Origin of the sequence: Pseudomonas sp. MWU12-3088 (genome assembly GCF_023242405.1) — a bacterium.
Lineage (GTDB): Bacteria > Pseudomonadota > Gammaproteobacteria > Pseudomonadales > Pseudomonadaceae > Aquipseudomonas > Aquipseudomonas kribbensis.
Map to the genome: position 1 here is coordinate 390,043 of NZ_JALJEA010000001.1, position 14,909 is coordinate 404,951.

Sequence of the window (14,909 nt, forward strand, 5' to 3'; positions counted from 1 at the left end):
CGTTGTGTGAAAAATGAATCGTCCGTTGTTTGTTTCTCTGGATGGGCCAAAAGGAACCGGCAAAACCACATTGCTCGAAGCGGTGACGGCAGTCCTGAGGGCCGACAACAAGAAAGTCATCCGGCTTTGCGAGCGAAAAAGCGATCCGCACCGGGGTGCCACCATGGCCCTCGTCAATGAACTTGCCAGAAATCACTCCCGGGATCTGGAGTGGTCTGTGTGTCAGCGCTTTGCTGATAGCCGTAGCTGGATCTCCCGGCACGTGCTGACTGAACAGCCGCCGGGCAGCATTATCCTGATCGATCGCTGGTATCCGTCGGATGCCGCGTTTCGCCATACCGTCCCGTTTGCAGAGATTCTCCGGTTGAATATCGAGCGAAACGTGCAGGTGCCTGACCTGCATGTCGGCGTCGTCACCGCACCGGATATTTCATGGGCCAGGGCAAAGGCACGGTCCAGAGGACTGGGCGGTACGGTGATCCAGAAGCACGCGGAGCATGTCGCGTGTACGGAGATGTTCGAGCAAGCGGCTACCGATCACGGCTGGGTCTTGTGCCGAAATGAAGGCACGATCGAAGACGCAACGATGCAGGTGGTTTCCGAGATCCGTAAATTGTTTGGCTGATCAAGAAAGACACCGAGCAGCCAGCACCCCATTCAAAAACATCTGCTCAAGCGTCCGCGCCGAATCCGCATGGGCCGCACGCCCGCGCAGTTCGGCATCCACCAGCCCGTAGACCAACGATATGAACAACTCGGTGAAGATCGCCGCAGTGATGTCGATGCGAAACAGCCCCGCCTGCTGGCCTCGCAAAAAGAACCCGTCCAGCGCCTCCAGATAAAACAGCCAGCGCCTGCCACCCTGTTCCAGGTCGAGGAAGTCGGGTCGGTATTGCGCCATCAGAAAGGCCAGCAACTCGCGGTGGGCGAGGTGTTCCCGGATCAATCGACGCAGCGCCTCCAGCGGTTCCAGATGCTGCAGGCCGGCGTTGTCGATGATCAGCTTCAGCGTGCCCTCGGCGTGCTCTTCCAGTTTGGCCGTCAGGTTTTCCCGTGTTCCGCAGTAGCGGTGCAGGGTGGCCTTGCTCACGCCTGCCTGTTGCGCCAGTTCCTTCATCGTCGCCCGCGGCCGGTTGGCCACGGCCAGGGTCAACGACTTGAGCAGCTGTTCATCATGGGAAATCGAGTTCATCTGAGGCCTTGAGCGGTGTTCATATAAGATTCACAAAATACTCACATGAGACAATATTGACTCATTAGGATTTGAAACGTAGCATTCGCGCCAAATTCGATCAAGCCTTGGGTGAGTTATGGGCAATTTGCGTGCGGTAGGAATGGCGGGTTCGCTGGCAGTCGCCATTGCGTTGGCCGGGTGTGGGCCGGCAAGTGAACAAGCGGCGGTGGCGGAAATGGCGCGCCCGGTAGAAGTGGTGGCGGTGAAGACCGAGGCTTTGGCACTGACGTCGGAGCTGCCGGGCAGGGTGGAACCGATGCGCGTTGCGGAAGTGCGCGCTCGGGTGCCGGGCATCGTGATGCAGAAGCGTTTTGAAGAAGGCGCGGATGTGAAGGCCGGGGATCTGTTGTTCCAGATCGATCCGGCACCGCTCAAAGCCGCGTTGTCGCGAGCCGAAGGTGAACTGGCTCGCGCCCAGTCCGTTGCGCTTGAGGCGCAGGCACGGGTCAAGCGTTATGAACCGCTGGTGAAAATCGAAGCGGTCAGCCAACAGGATTTCGACAGCGCCATGGCGGATCTGCGCAGCGCTCAGGCAGCCACCCGTTCGGCCCAGGCCGATCTGCAAAGCGCTCGGTTGAACCTCGGTTATGCCTCGGTGACGGCACCGATTTCCGGCCGCGTCGGCCGTGCGCTGGTCACCGAAGGCGCCTTGGTCGGGCAGGGGGACGCGACGTTGATGGCGCGGATTCAGCAACTGGATCCGGTCTACGTCGACTTCACCCAATCGGCTGCCGACGCGCTGCGTCTGCGCGAATCGCTCAAGGACGGAAAGCTCTCCGCCGACGACAACAAGGCACTGTCGATTCGCGTCGACGGCACCAACTACGAGCGTCAGGGTGCGCTGATGTTTACCGATGTCGCCGTGGATCGCGGCACCGGTCAGGTGTCGTTACGCGGCAAATTCGCCAATACCGACGGCGTGCTGTTGCCGGGCATGTATGTGCGCGTGCGTACGCCACAGGGCACCGACAGCCAGGCCATTCTCGTGCCGCAACGCTCAGTGCAGCGGGGTAGCGATGGCACTGCCCAGGTGATGGTGGTCGGCGCAGACGAGCGGGTCGAAGCGCGCAGTGTGGTCACCGGCGCCATGCAGGGTTCGCGCTGGCAGATCAGCGAGGGCTTGAAGGCGGGCGATCAAGTGATCGTCGGTGGTCTTGCCGGACTGCAACCGGGGGCCAAGGTCGTACCGGGGCAGTCTCAGGCCGTGGCTCAGTCGTCCGAGTCGAAACAATAAGGGCGCCGTCGCCGCGAGGATTTCCCGATGTCCAAGTTTTTCATCAAACGCCCGAACTTCGCCTGGGTGGTGGCGTTGTTCATCTCTCTGGCCGGCCTGCTGGTCATTCCGATGCTGCCAGTGGCGCAGTACCCCGACGTTGCGCCGCCGCAGATCAAGGTCACGGCGACCTATCCCGGCGCCTCGGCAAAAGTGCTGGTGGACTCGGTCACCAGCGTGATCGAAGAGTCGCTCAACGGTGCCAAGAACCTGCTGTATTTCGAGTCGACCAACAACTCCAACGGCATCGCCGAGATTGCGGTGACGTTCCAGCCGGGCACTGATCCGCAGCTCGCTCAGGTCGACGTGCAAAACCGCCTGAAAAAGGCTGAGTCGCGCATGCCGCAAGCTGTGTTGACCCAAGGCCTGGAGGTGGAACAGGCGAGCGCCGGTTTCCTGCTGATCTACGCGCTCAACTATAAGGAAGGCTCCCAGCACACCGACACGACCGCGCTGGGCGACTACGCCGCGCGCAACATCAACAACGAACTGCGCCGGGTGCCGGGCGTCGGCAAGCTGCAATTCTTCTCCTCTGAAGCCGCGATGCGCATCTGGCTCGACCCGCAGAAACTGGTGGGTTACGGACTGTCCATCGACGACGTGAGCACCGCGATTCGCGGGCAGAACGTGCAAGTGCCGGCCGGCAGCTTCGGCAGCACGCCGAGCAGCAGCCAGCAGGAACTGACCGCGACCCTGGCGGTGAAAGGCACGCTGGATAATCCGCAAGAGTTCGCACGTATCGTTCTGCGGGCCAACGAGGACGGCTCGACGGTCAAACTGGGCGACGTCGCCCGCGTGGAAATCGGCCAGGAAAGCTACAACTTCAACTCGCGCCTGAACGGCAAACCGGCGGTGGCGGCAGCAATCCAGTTGTCCCCCGGTGCCAACGCAATCCAGACCGCAACCGCCGTCAAGGAACGCCTGGCCGAACTGTCGGCGTACTTCCCGGACGACGTTGAATATTCCGTTCCCTACGACACTTCGCGTTTCGTCGACGTTGCCATCGAGAAGGTGATTCACACCCTGATCGAGGCGATGGTGCTGGTATTCCTGGTGATGTTCCTGTTCTTGCAGAACATCCGCTACACGCTGATTCCGTCGATTGTGGTGCCGGTGTGTCTGCTCGGTACGCTGGTAATGATGTACCTGCTGGGCTTCTCGGTGAACATGATGACCATGTTCGGCATGGTCCTCGCCATCGGCATTCTGGTGGACGACGCCATTGTGGTGGTGGAGAACGTCGAACGGATCATGGCCGAAGAAGGCCTGTCGCCTGTCGATGCGACGATCAAGGCCATGGGGCAGGTATCCGGTGCGATCATCGGCATCACCCTGGTGCTGTCGGCGGTGTTCATGCCGCTGGCGTTCATGTCCGGTTCGGTGGGTGTGATTTACCAGCAGTTCTCTGTGTCGCTGGCGGTGTCGATCCTGTTCTCTGGCTTCCTCGCGCTGACGTTCACGCCGGCCCTGTGTGCCACGCTGCTCAAGCCGATCCCGCAGGTGCACCATGAAAAGCGCGGCTTCTTCGGCGCCTTCAACCGTGGTTTTGCGCGGCTCACCGAGCGTTACTCGATCCTCAACAACGGACTGGTGGCCCGTGCCGGGCGAATGATGCTGGTGTATGTGGGCATTATCGCAATGCTCGGTTACTTCTACCTGCGTTTGCCGGAATCCTTTGTGCCCGTGGAAGACCAGGGCTACATGATCGTCGACGTCCAGTTGCCGCCGGGCGCAACCCGTACCCGTACCGAAGCGACCGGCGAACAGCTTGAGCGCTATCTCGCCTCCCGTGATGCCGTGCAGTCGATGTTCCTGGTCTCGGGTTTCAGCTTCTCCGGGATGGGCGACAACGCGGCGCTGGCATTCCCGGTATTCAAGGACTGGTCGCTGCGTGGCGAAGATCAATCGGCGATGGCCGAGGTCATGGCGCTGAACGAACAATTTGCCGTGACCAACGACGGCGCCGTGATGGCGGTGCCGCCGCCACCGATTGACGGTCTGGGCAACTCCGGTGGTTTCGCGCTGCGTCTGCAGGATCGCGGCGGCCTCGGTCGCGAAGCCTTGCTCGCCGCCCGTGACCAGGTGCTCGGTCAGGCCAACGGCAACCCGAAAATCCTCTACGCCATGATGGAAGGCCTGGCTGAGTCGCCGCAATTGCGCGTAGTGATCGACCGGGACAAGGCCCGCACCCTGGGCGTGAGTTTCGAGTCCATCAGCAGTGCGTTGTCCGCCGCGTTCGGTTCTGAAGTGATCAACGACTTCACCAACTCTGGCCGCCAACAACGTGTGGTGGTGCAAGCCGAGCAGGGCGACCGGATGACCCCGGAAAGCGTGCTCAAACTGTACGTGCACAACAGCGCCGGCAATCTGGTGCCGCTGAGCGCCTTCGTCACCACCCACTGGGAAGAAGGCCCGGTACAACTGGTGCGCTACAACGGTTATCCGTCGATCCGCATTGTCGGTGACGCCGGGCCGGGTTACAGCACCGGTGAAGCCATGGCGGAAATGGAGCGAATCGCCGCGCAGTTGCCGGCAGGTTTCAGCTACGAGTGGACGGGGCTGTCGTATCAGGAAAAGGTCTCCAGCGGTCAGGCGACGCAACTGTTCGCGCTGGCGATTCTGGTGGTGTTCCTGTTGCTGGTGGCGCTCTACGAGAGCTGGGCGATTCCGTTGACGGTGATGCTGATCGTGCCGATTGGTGCCATCGGTGCAGTGCTGGCAGTGATGGTCGCCGGCATGCCTAATGACGTGTACTTCAAGGTCGGTCTGATCACCATCATCGGTCTGGCGGCGAAGAACGCGATCCTTATCGTCGAGTTCGCCAAGGAACTGTGGGAGAAGGGCTACAGCCTGCGTGACGCCGCCATTGAGGCCGCCCGTCTGCGCTTCCGCCCGATCGTCATGACCTCCATGGCGTTCATCCTCGGTGTGGTGCCGCTGGCATTGGCCACCGGGGCAGGGGCGGCGAGTCAGCGTGCAATCGGTACCGGTGTGATCGGCGGGATGCTCAGCGCGACGCTGCTGGGTGTGCTGTTCGTACCGATCTGCTTTGTCTGGGTGCTGTCGCGGTTGCGCAGCAAACCCGCGCCTGTCGCACAACCCGCTTTGGCTCAGGAGTGAATCCATGCGTACTTCAGCACTTTCTACGCTGGTGATCGCCATGCTGTTGGGCGGTTGTTCGCTGGCACCGACTTATGAGCGTCCTGTCGCGCCGGTTGCGGAGCACTGGGCGGAAGAGACGACGAAGCAGGGCAGTCCGATCAATCAACTGGCGTGGCAGACGTTTATCGTCGATCCCGAGTTGCGCCGCTTGGTGGTGATCGCCCTGGACAACAACCGCTCGTTGCGCCAGACACTTCTGGACATCGAGCAAGCCCGGGCGCAATACCGCATCCAGCGGGCCGACCGGGTTCCGGGCTTGAATGCCGCTGCATCCGGCAATCGTCAGCGTTTGCCGGCGGATCTGGCCAGTAATGGGCAGGCAGGGGTTGCCAGCAGTTATCAGGTTGGCGTGTCGCTGCCGGAATACGAGCTGGATCTGTTCGGCCGGGTGAAGAGCCTCACTGACTCTGCGTTGCAGGAGTATCTGGCGACTGAAGAAGCGGCCCGCGCCGCGCAAATCGCCCTGATCGCCGAAGTCAGCCAGGCGTATCTGATTCACGATGGCGCCCAGCGTCGTCTGGAGCTGACTCAGCAAACCCTGATCAGCCGCGAATACTCGTTCGCGCTGATCAGCCAGCGCCGATCAAACGGCACGGCCACCGCGCTGGACTATCAGGAAGCGTTGGGGCTGGTGGAGCAATCGCGCGCCGAACAGGAAAGCAATCTGCGGCAGAAACAGCAGGCCTTCAACGCGCTGGTGTTGTTGCTCGGCACCAAGGATGCGGCGAAGTCGATTCCTGAACGGCTGTCGACGGAGCCGATGCTGGTTCAGGACATTGCGCCTGACACCACCTCCACCCTGATCGAGCGCCGACCGGACATCCTCGCCGCCGAGCATCGATTGCAGGCGCGCAATGCCGACATCGGCGCTGCACGGGCGGCGTTCTTTCCGCGCATCAGCCTGACCGGCAGCTTCGGCACGTCGAGTGCGCAAATGTCCGGTCTGTTCGACGGAGGCTCGCGGTCCTGGAGTTTTGTGCCGAACCTGTCGTTGCCGTTGTTCGATGCCGGGCGCAACAGTGCCGGCCTGAGCCTGGCGGAAGCGCGCAAGGACTCGGCGGTGGCGGCGTATGAGGGAACGATTCAGACGGCGTTTCGCGAGGTCGCCGATGCACTGGCCGCCACCGACACCTTGCGCCGGGAAGAAGCAGCCCGACGCGCATTGGCCAACACCAGCAGCGAAACCCTGAAACTGGCCAAGGCCCGTTATGAAGGTGGCATCGACAATCACCTGCGCTACCTCGATGCCCAGCGCACCAGTTTCGTCAATGAAACGGCATTTATCGAGGTCAGCACCCAGCGGCAGATAGCCCTGGTCGATCTGTTCCGCTCGCTGGGCGGAGGCTGGTTGCCGGACAAGTCCTGACAGGAGCTCCTTCGGGTTGGCGCATCCAACCCTTTAGCCCCGTGGATCGAAAGGTCACGGGGCTTTTTTGCGGGTGAAATGCTATTGAGGACGGGTAGGATTGGCAGCGCCATGCAGGAACATCTGTTCCACGACGTTGGCCGAGTTGGCACTTGCGGCACGCCCACGGCGCTCGGCATCGACCATGGCGAAGATCATGGTCAGGAACAGCTCGGTGAAGACCGCCGCCGTGATATCGATACGGAACGCGCCCAATTGCTGGCCGCGCAGAAAAAAGGCATCGAGGGCATCAAGGTAAAACTGCCAGCGCTTGCCTTCATCGGTGTCGGTGAACGTGTCGGGGCGATACTGAAAGAGCAGGAACACCAGCATTTCACGATGTGCCAGATGCTCATTCACCAGACCGCGCAGGGCCTGCACCGGGTCGCCATTCAACAGGTCGGTTGTGGTGGTGATCTGGTTCAGAACGGTCTCACCGTGGCTTTCCATGATCTGCACCAGATTGTCACGGGTGCCGCAGAAGCGGTGCAGCGTCGCCTTGCTGACGCCGGCGGCTTCAGCCAGCTCCTTGAGCGTCGCGCGTGGACGATCAACGATGGCCAGGGCCAGTGCCTTGATGAGTCGTTCGTCTTGGGGAGTCAGGGACATCAGTGGGTCTCGGAGCGAATTTCAATGCGAGGGATTGTGCAGGAAAAGCCCCGTACCCGACCAGTTGAAATTCCCCCGGAACCCCGGCCAGGCATCGTCCACCGTTGATTGAGTACATCCAATGCGCGCGAGGTCTGCAATAATGACCACCATTGCGGCGCGAGGGCATGTCGAGTGCTCGTGTCGGTATCCGGCATTTTGATTTGGAGGATTCCATGCGTGACATCATTGATGGCTTTCTGCGTTTCCAGCGCGAGGTCTATCCGCAACGTGTCGAGCTTTTCAAGCAGCTCGCGACAGAACAGAACCCAAAGGCACTGTTCGTCACCTGCTCGGACAGCCGTGTAGTACCTGAACTCCTCACACAGCGCGAACCGGGCGAGCTGTTCGTGATCCGCAACGCCGGCAACATCGTGCCGTCGTACGGTCCTGAACCGGGTGGCGTCTCGGCCACCGTCGAATACGCGGTTGCCGTGCTCGGCGTAAAGGACATCGTGATCTGCGGCCACTCGGATTGCGGGGCGATGGGCGCGATTTCACGCTGCACGTGCCTGGATCATCTCCCGGCCGTTGCCAACTGGCTTCGCCACTCGGACGCCGCGAAAGCGATCAACGCCGCGCATGAATTCGATACGCCGCGTGACAAGCTCGATGGCCTCGTGCGTGAAAACGTGATCGCACAACTGGCGAACCTGCGCACTCACCCATCGGTGGCACTGGCGCTCGAGCAGGGGCGTTTGAACCTGCACGGCTGGGTCTACGACATCGAGGCAGGCTGCATCGATGCGCTGGATGGCGCCACTCGCCGCTTCATCAAGCTTTCCGACTCACCGACCACCGTTGCCGTCGCTGCGCGCAACGTTGATCAGGTTTAACGCTGAGGGACGAGTCAGGACGGAGATCGCTTCGTCCTGTCGTTCGGGCTCGGGACGTTTTTGATTCCGGATATGTTTCTCTTCAATCCGGTCACCTGTTGATCGAGCCTGCGTCGAAGTTTTTGCCGTACTGGTTTTCGTGAACGGCTGTAGAAGCAGCCATCGACTGCTTCTACAGCCACCGACCGCTTACGCCACTTCGACGTGATCCAGCGCCTGATTCACCGCCAACCCGGCGACCATCACCACCTGCGCAATCCCCAACGCCGTCTTGCGATGCGAGGGTTCGAGCGTGGACGCAAAGTTATTCAACATCTCGGTGGCCGAACCCAGGGATTCGCTGGCATTGGCCAACAGGGATTCAGTGTTGTACTTGGGATTGGCCCGGAACATCGGCTCGGGATCGATGCAGCACGACATCACCCGGGAAGACGGGGAGAGGTAGTGATCCAGAGCACGCTCGGCGGCGTCGTGGAATTTCTTCGAATCGGGAAATTCGTAAGGGGAGGTTGGGTCGGTTTCAGGTGGGTTGGGTGTTGGTTTGATCATGGTGTAGCTCCTTGTGTCGTCATCAGGAGCCATCACCCACTCGCTACCAAACGATGGGTGGTGGCCATACGCAGGTTGGTAGACCGGGACACAAGGAGACCGGCGCACTCGAAAGTGCCCTGTGCATGGCCACCATAAAACCGGGACGATTGAACGCCGCGATGGTGTGCTCTGCATCTTGTGTTTGTCTCGGGCTACCAAACCCGTTCACTGTTTTTCAGTGACCCAGGAACGATAAAACCCGCAGCGTAGACGCACAAGACGGCGGATTCTGGCGTAGTCGTAGGCAATGACGCAAGGCGTTGTAGCCTTGGGGAAGTTACGGCAGGTTGCTTTAAACGCGGCCTGTTTAAGCGCTCAAAGATGGGGGCTTATTTCATGCAGAGCAGTCTCACGCCCTACTGGCTGACAGGGAAAGGGCAGGCTTATTTGGATGTCGGAGATGGCGGGGATTATGCGAGTAGTTCGCAGAGGGAGAAGCGCTTGGCATAAAGCCAAGCGCTCAAGGCAGGGTGGAGCACTTGCGGCTCTATCCTGATGTTTCAGTTTTTTGCGTTCAGCTTGCGCAGTTCTTCGTATGTCGCCGACTGGACGAACCAGAAGCCGGAAATGATGCACCAGCACAGGGTGCCGGCTACGAAGATACCCAGCGCCGGGAGGAACCCGCTGGTGAAAATCGCGACGACAGCGACCAACCAGATGAATGCCAGGGAGAGATAGAGGACGGTGTTGTTGACGCTGATGACGAAGTCTTTCACGGGGCATATTCCTTGCGGGATCTAAAGAAATCCCCCTCTCCGGGGGGCGGAAGCATGCTATCACAGTGCCTTCATCGATCAAGATCAGGGACGTATTCATTTTCTGAAAATATATTCGTCAGCCTTCCTCCATTCTTAAAGTCTCGCGAGACTACTGTATGGAGATGATAGTAGTTTGCAGGGCGTTTCTGTATTTATATGCGCACAAAAGGGGGGGCGATTTTCAGAAAATAAATCTGCCCCCTATTTTTTCAAACTTGAGGAGAATCGGATGGCCTTATTTCTTCAGGCTCTCCTACTTTTAGAACTTCCAACGCGTCATCAAGAGCTCTATTTAATGGGGTAGATAAATAACCTGAGGCTGTAACCATTTGTTCATAGTGCGTGTCATCTACCTCTTTCATCCAAGTGAAAATATCTGCTATTACGTTGTGGCTTTCTCCCACTAGGTTCTCAGGTGAGTCCTCGCCGATTTCGATAATGGCATTGTGCGAGTATTTGTTGATAAATCGGTAGATTTTTTCCTTCGTTTGAGGTGTGGTGATTGTGCATCCAGTTAAGCCTTGCTGGAATAATCCAGACATATCGCCTTTGTATACGGGGTATTTGAAACTAAAAAATGATTCAAGAATTTTGCGCGCTAGATTTGCAGTTAAAAAAGCTTCGTCACGATCTATTTGTGCCTGTTCTCGATAGCTATAAAGTCGGTTAAAGATGTAATGGTATTCTGAGCTGTAGTCGTGAAGGCTTTTAGGAGCGTCCTTTAATGCGGATTTTCTGGGGGTCTGAGCGCTTGCCTCAATTACGTAAAAGAAACAGTTTGGTTCTTTTGGGGGTGTTTTGTACTTTCGATTTTTGTTAGTTCCTTCAAGCCAGTCTCTGATTAGCTTGAAGAAATTAAAGTTGTGCGTGAGTATGAAAAGCTGAAGGGCCGGGGTGCAGTGATGTTTCAAGTAGGAATAGGCATGGAACAAATGGTTGGAATCAAAGCTGGATATTGGATCGTCTACTGCAATAATAAGTTTTGCGATGCTATTGTCGCCCTCTGAGAGTTTTGTTATGAAATAGACAAAAGCAATGGCTGTTTTTTCTCCTTCACTTAAGTCTCTGGCATGTTTAAGTTCGGCGCCTCGGATTATTTCATACCCAAGCATTTTTTGGTTGAAGCGAAGGCAGAGGTCAGATCTACCTAGGAAGTTATGAAGATGCTTATTGAATTCGTCAGCTCCAAGTACTTCGTTTGACAGTGCAGCTTCAAGGCTTTGGATCTCTCTTTGGCGAGTCTTCGTATTGTTTTCGAGCGTAGTAGCTTGTTTTAGGATGGCTTCGCGTTTTTGAATTTTTGTGAAGTATCCAAAATCTTTCACCTCCATTGCGGCGTAGTGAAGCTCAATTTTTTTCTTAATGGTGCCGGTCTCTTTTGTGAAGTCTTCAGTCTTTCTGTTGTGACGCATTATCGTACTGTTCATTTCAGCTAGAGTTGAGTTGAATCCTTCGCAAGCCTCGACATCAATGGCTGGAACAATGAAATCACTCTTAAACTGGTTGGATATTTTTTGTTGCAGCAAATTCTGCCATTTTGTTATTCCGCTATTTATGCTTACCATGTGCGAGGCTAGTTTAGCTGCGGACTTGGCAAATTCGGCTTGCATTTCCTCATACAATTGCTCTTCTTGATCAAGATCGCCTATTTCAAGGTTTTGCTGATTAAGCCATTGCTCAGCGTTGACAAGTCGGGTTTGGAATTGACGGTACTCGTCGCTGAAATGAGCATTGATTTCGTCAATTCGAGCCTCTATTAAAGCAGCACCGCAAAATTCACAATTTTCGGACTTGTGAGTGAGGTGAATAGCGAGGCCTGTTTGTACCCAGGCTTGTATGTCGGTGTTATCTTTTAATCTAGACAGTACAATGTTTGTCGCGGTTTGCTTCAGAAGGGATTCTAAACGAAATTGGGCGTCTTTAAATTTGGTTGCGTCTAATTTATTTGTGATGTAGGCGATCTGCGGTTTGGGTACAGGCTTTGCTGCTACTACTAGCGCTAATAGTTCGTCTTCTTTAATTATGGAGGACGGATCTCTAACAGCTTCCGCGTTAGCCGAAATAAAAGATTCAAGTTTTGTGCGATTGTAATTAAGGTAGTGGCTGTCTTCAGTTCCAATTATCTGCAGACTGGATTTTGTGCGCTTTGCACTGTCGGTTAGAAATTTTTGTAACTCTGTGGTGGCTTTTGTTGCTTCGGAAGTTGATTTTTCGATTGATTTTAAATCTCCTTCTTGCTGCGCTTTTAATCTTTCAAGTTGTTTCCTGTCGTCGATTTTTTCCTTTGCGACTAATAGAATGCTTTTGACTGAGTTGTCCCAGTCGATATTTTCTTTGATGAAGCCAGCGTTGAATGTGCGGACAGCAATATTCGAGGTTGTTATATTTTTTTCTGTAATTGTTATGTTTTCATCAAGAATTACAGAAAACTCACAATCCGGGTCAGAACTTGCTTGGATGTTGCGGCGTTTTTCTAGTGATTCAAAAATTTTAGAGAGTGTCGATTTTCCGCTTCCGTTCCAACCATAAACTAAGTTGATTTTTCCAAATTCTTTAGTGGAGTCTCCGTTGAAGTCCTTAAATATTCCAAAGTTTTTTAGCTTTTTTATTTTTCTAATCATGGCTGGCGGTCCTTCGTTAAGGATTGCTGACTCAATGATGAGTATTTTGGACTTTTATCCACTTGAAGTATGTGGTTGAGAATAAAGATAAAAATTAACCAGCTTAAATGGCAGGGATGAGGGGACGGCATTAGTGGAATTGAAAAGAGTCAGAAACACCCAGATCTAAGCCTTAACCCACCGCCCCCGACTCCAACCACTCAACCAATCCACACCCAACACCAAAATCAGCATAGCCAAAATCACCGTTCCCGCCTGCGCCTCCTGAAACAGACTCAAGCTCACATACAACATCTGCTCCAGCCCTCCAGCGCCGACAAACCCCAGCACACTGGCCATCCGGATGTTGTTCTCCCACCGATACAAACAGTACGCCAGTAACTGCGGCGCGAGGTTCGGCAGCGTCCCATAACAGAACGCCACAACCGGATTCCCCCCCTGCAAGCGAATCGCCTCCGCCGGTTCCGGCGGTGTGTTTCCAGTGCTTCAGCAAACAACCGCCCCAGCACCCCGGTGGTATGCAGTGCAAGGGCGAGGGTGCCGGCGTTGGGCCCGAGGCCGGCGGCGAAGACCATGAGGGCGGCCCAGACGAGTTCCGGGATGGCGCGCAAGCCGTTGAGCAGCAGGCGGGCGGCGCTCGAAAAAATGGGGCCAAAAAATGGGGGTGAGAAAAACTCTAATCCAACGCCCACTAATGGCCCAGCCTGTGTGAAAACGGCTTCGGTGGGACGTGTCGCCGGTTTGTCAAAAAATGCGGCGCCTTGTAAGCGCTCCCACTTTTGTGCAAGGATTCGTTATGACTAAATTTATTCCAAGCAATCGCCATCATCATCACGGACCTAGCTCAGGGTGCCGCGGTTGCGTACGCTCATCGATTAGTCAGAGTTCGAACCATCGAGTCTGACCTTTCAGTGAACCAAACCAAGGCGCCAATGGCGCCTTTTTTATTGCCTGTAAATTGGAGATTTTGAAAATGACTATGCTTCGTGGAACTCGAATAGTGACTGGGAAAGAAGCTGCATTCATGCGTGAGATAGAAGGCTGCTTTCGGAGCTATCTTCATCGATGCCGGGGCTGAGGAGGTCATAGTTCCTGCGCTATGGGGCCAAGACACTTTTATTGAGAAGGCCGGCGGGAGTGAGGTTATCGGACAAATGTGGGCCTTCAATGACAAGGCCGGACGTCCTTGTTGCCTCATCCCAGAAGCTACTGCGCTCTTTCAGGAGCGCAACGATGTGCTTCTCGGGTCACGACAAGAAGCGATGTTTTTCTATGTAGCGCGCTGTTACCGGTATGAACGGCCCCAATCCGGTCGTTATCGCGAATTCACTCAACTGGGACTCGAAATTCTTAGTCCCACACCGGCACAGGCTTTGGAACGTAGCCAAACAATCTGCACTGGCTTTCTTGATTCGCTGGGATTGGAATATGAACTCAGTCTCGCAGTGAAGCGTGGACTAAGTTATTACCTTGAGGGGAATGGCTTCGAGGTGCGTTGCCCCGTATTGGGCGCACAACAACAAGTTGTCGGCGGCGGTGCGTATCGAGAAGGCGCTGGGTTCGGCATCGGACTTGAACGGTTGGTGCTGGCCTCAGGACTGACTCGGAGTCTGTGATCTTTAAGGCGCCTCCACCAGGAGGCGCTTTCAAACCAGACAGGGCGAAATGGTATTCAAAAAATGGGGACGAATTTGTTATTCGAAAAAATAAATCCATTCAATTTGGTTCTTGACTTCCTTGTCGCTTCAGTTTTCGTTGATGTGCAGATTATTGAAAAATGCATAACCAACAATATAAGAACCTATTTTATTCGTACGAGCAGTCACCCACACGGCATTCATGTGTCGTTTATTTTGCTCGTAAAGATCTGACTTCGTAGTGCAGAGTTGAATTTTGCGGCGTGTGTTTGGGTCCTCTATCCGAATGCCTGCCTCGCAGCGGCTGTACTTTCCAGTGGCGGGTCCTGGAAAGGTTATCTCATACGATGATTCGTAATTGACGATTTCTCCAGGTAGAAGGTAAGCGATAACATCATAAGCATGGAGAGAGAAGGCGAAACTCAAGCAAAAGGCAGTAAGAAAAGAACTTATTACATGTTTAGCAATTTTTTCAGCAGGGCGGCTGTAGAATGTCCTGCCAGCAAAAATAGCTCCAACCAGAACGCCGAATAGCAGGTATGTCGTTAATTCGGGTATTTCCGGCATCAAGAATGTATGCGCTGAAATACGGGATGCCCAAGTTATATAAAATAGCCAAAGGCCCAAAAGCAACAATGCAATGGCTGCAACAGCAATCTTTTTTGAAGTTCTTACAGGTGAACCAGGTTTCGTTTCTTGCATGTTGTTCTTACTTATGTGTGGCTGATTAATTAAGGTTTTTGG

The 14,909-nt window shown here is 55.5% G+C and carries 12 protein-coding genes and 1 pseudogene; 6 read left to right on the forward strand and 7 right to left on the reverse strand.

The genetic code is table 11. From position 1 onward, the window contains the following. The first annotated feature begins 13 nt into the window (after positions 1–13). On the forward strand, positions 14–625 hold the full coding sequence (locus M5B98_RS01800; protein WP_248741580.1) for a dTMP kinase: 612 nt from the start codon (positions 14–16) through the stop codon (positions 623–625). Here the strand turns inward: M5B98_RS01800 and M5B98_RS01805 are convergent, their stop codons facing one another. Beyond that, entirely contained in the window at positions 626–1,192 is a 567-nt protein-coding gene (locus M5B98_RS01805; RefSeq protein ID WP_248741581.1) for a TetR/AcrR family transcriptional regulator, read from the reverse strand. A gap of 118 nt (positions 1,193–1,310) precedes the next feature. Here M5B98_RS01805 and M5B98_RS01810 point away from each other — a divergent pair, with 118 nt between their 5' ends. The 3 genes from M5B98_RS01810 to M5B98_RS01820 are packed head-to-tail and all read left to right on the forward strand — an operon-like array spanning position 1,311 to position 7,035. Next, a complete protein-coding gene (locus tag M5B98_RS01810) occupies positions 1,311–2,468 on the forward strand; it encodes a MexC family multidrug efflux RND transporter periplasmic adaptor subunit (protein ID WP_248741582.1) in 1,158 nt (385 codons plus the stop codon). 27 nt (positions 2,469–2,495) lie between these two features. Beyond that, the gene (locus tag M5B98_RS01815; RefSeq protein WP_248741583.1) at positions 2,496–5,627 is read left to right on the forward strand and encodes an efflux RND transporter permease subunit; all 3,132 of its coding nucleotides are present in this window, start codon (positions 2,496–2,498) and stop codon (positions 5,625–5,627) included. Positions 5,628–5,631: 4 nt separating this feature from the next. Continuing rightward, the gene (locus M5B98_RS01820) at positions 5,632–7,035 is read left to right on the forward strand and encodes an efflux transporter outer membrane subunit (protein ID WP_248741584.1); all 1,404 of its coding nucleotides are present in this window, start codon (positions 5,632–5,634) and stop codon (positions 7,033–7,035) included. A gap of 81 nt (positions 7,036–7,116) precedes the next feature. On the opposite strand, the gene M5B98_RS01825 is transcribed toward M5B98_RS01820, so the two are convergent. Then, on the reverse strand, positions 7,117–7,683 hold the full coding sequence (locus M5B98_RS01825) for a TetR/AcrR family transcriptional regulator (protein WP_114882965.1): 567 nt from the start codon (positions 7,681–7,683) through the stop codon (positions 7,117–7,119). Positions 7,684–7,898: 215 nt separating this feature from the next. Between M5B98_RS01825 and M5B98_RS01830 the strand changes: the two genes are divergently transcribed. After that, entirely contained in the window at positions 7,899–8,558 is a 660-nt protein-coding gene (locus M5B98_RS01830; RefSeq protein WP_085709845.1) for a carbonic anhydrase, read from the forward strand. 189 nt (positions 8,559–8,747) lie between these two features. Here M5B98_RS01830 and M5B98_RS01835 read toward each other — a convergent pair whose 3' ends face one another. The 4 genes and pseudogenes from M5B98_RS01835 to M5B98_RS01850 all read right to left on the reverse strand — a co-directional run. Beyond that, positions 8,748–9,107, reverse strand: coding sequence for a DUF6124 family protein (locus M5B98_RS01835; RefSeq protein WP_114882967.1), 360 nt, complete (start codon positions 9,105–9,107; stop codon positions 8,748–8,750). A gap of 542 nt (positions 9,108–9,649) precedes the next feature. Then, the gene (locus tag M5B98_RS01840) at positions 9,650–9,865 is read right to left on the reverse strand and encodes a hypothetical protein (protein ID WP_248741585.1); all 216 of its coding nucleotides are present in this window, start codon (positions 9,863–9,865) and stop codon (positions 9,650–9,652) included. A gap of 251 nt (positions 9,866–10,116) precedes the next feature. Next, entirely contained in the window at positions 10,117–12,528 is a 2,412-nt protein-coding gene (locus M5B98_RS01845) for an AAA family ATPase (protein WP_248741586.1), read from the reverse strand. 165 nt (positions 12,529–12,693) lie between these two features. After that, positions 12,694–13,166: pseudogene (locus tag M5B98_RS01850) on the reverse strand (PhnE/PtxC family ABC transporter permease); the annotation flags it as partial. Between the two features lie 417 nt (positions 13,167–13,583). Here M5B98_RS01850 and M5B98_RS01855 point away from each other — a divergent pair. Continuing rightward, complete coding sequence (locus M5B98_RS01855) at positions 13,584–14,144, forward strand: ATP phosphoribosyltransferase regulatory subunit (RefSeq protein ID WP_248742155.1); 561 nt, start codon at positions 13,584–13,586, stop codon at positions 14,142–14,144. Positions 14,145–14,273: 129 nt separating this feature from the next. Here M5B98_RS01855 and M5B98_RS01860 read toward each other — a convergent pair whose 3' ends face one another. Continuing rightward, entirely contained in the window at positions 14,274–14,867 is a 594-nt protein-coding gene (locus M5B98_RS01860) for a hypothetical protein (RefSeq protein ID WP_248741587.1), read from the reverse strand. Between the last annotated feature and the right edge of the window lie 42 nt (positions 14,868–14,909).

Excerpts from the sequence above, each read along its gene's own strand:
- M5B98_RS01810 (WP_248741582.1), top strand. The coding sequence starts at position 1,311 with ATGGGCAATTTGCGTGCGGTAGGAATGGCGGGTTCGCTGGCAGTCGCC.
- M5B98_RS01800 (WP_248741580.1), top strand. The coding sequence starts at position 14 with ATGAATCGTCCGTTGTTTGTTTCTCTGGATGGGCCAAAAGGAACCGGC.
- M5B98_RS01805 (WP_248741581.1), bottom strand. The coding sequence starts at position 1,192 with ATGAACTCGATTTCCCATGATGAACAGCTGCTCAAGTCGTTGACCCTG.
- M5B98_RS01835 (WP_114882967.1), bottom strand. The coding sequence starts at position 9,107 with ATGATCAAACCAACACCCAACCCACCTGAAACCGACCCAACCTCCCCT.
- M5B98_RS01845 (WP_248741586.1), bottom strand. The coding sequence starts at position 12,528 with ATGATTAGAAAAATAAAAAAGCTAAAAAACTTTGGAATATTTAAGGAC.
- M5B98_RS01825 (WP_114882965.1), bottom strand. The coding sequence starts at position 7,683 with ATGTCCCTGACTCCCCAAGACGAACGACTCATCAAGGCACTGGCCCTG.
- M5B98_RS01815 (WP_248741583.1), top strand. The coding sequence starts at position 2,496 with ATGTCCAAGTTTTTCATCAAACGCCCGAACTTCGCCTGGGTGGTGGCG.
- M5B98_RS01830 (WP_085709845.1), top strand. The coding sequence starts at position 7,899 with ATGCGTGACATCATTGATGGCTTTCTGCGTTTCCAGCGCGAGGTCTAT.
- M5B98_RS01860 (WP_248741587.1), bottom strand. The coding sequence starts at position 14,867 with ATGCAAGAAACGAAACCTGGTTCACCTGTAAGAACTTCAAAAAAGATT.
- M5B98_RS01820 (WP_248741584.1), top strand. The coding sequence starts at position 5,632 with ATGCGTACTTCAGCACTTTCTACGCTGGTGATCGCCATGCTGTTGGGC.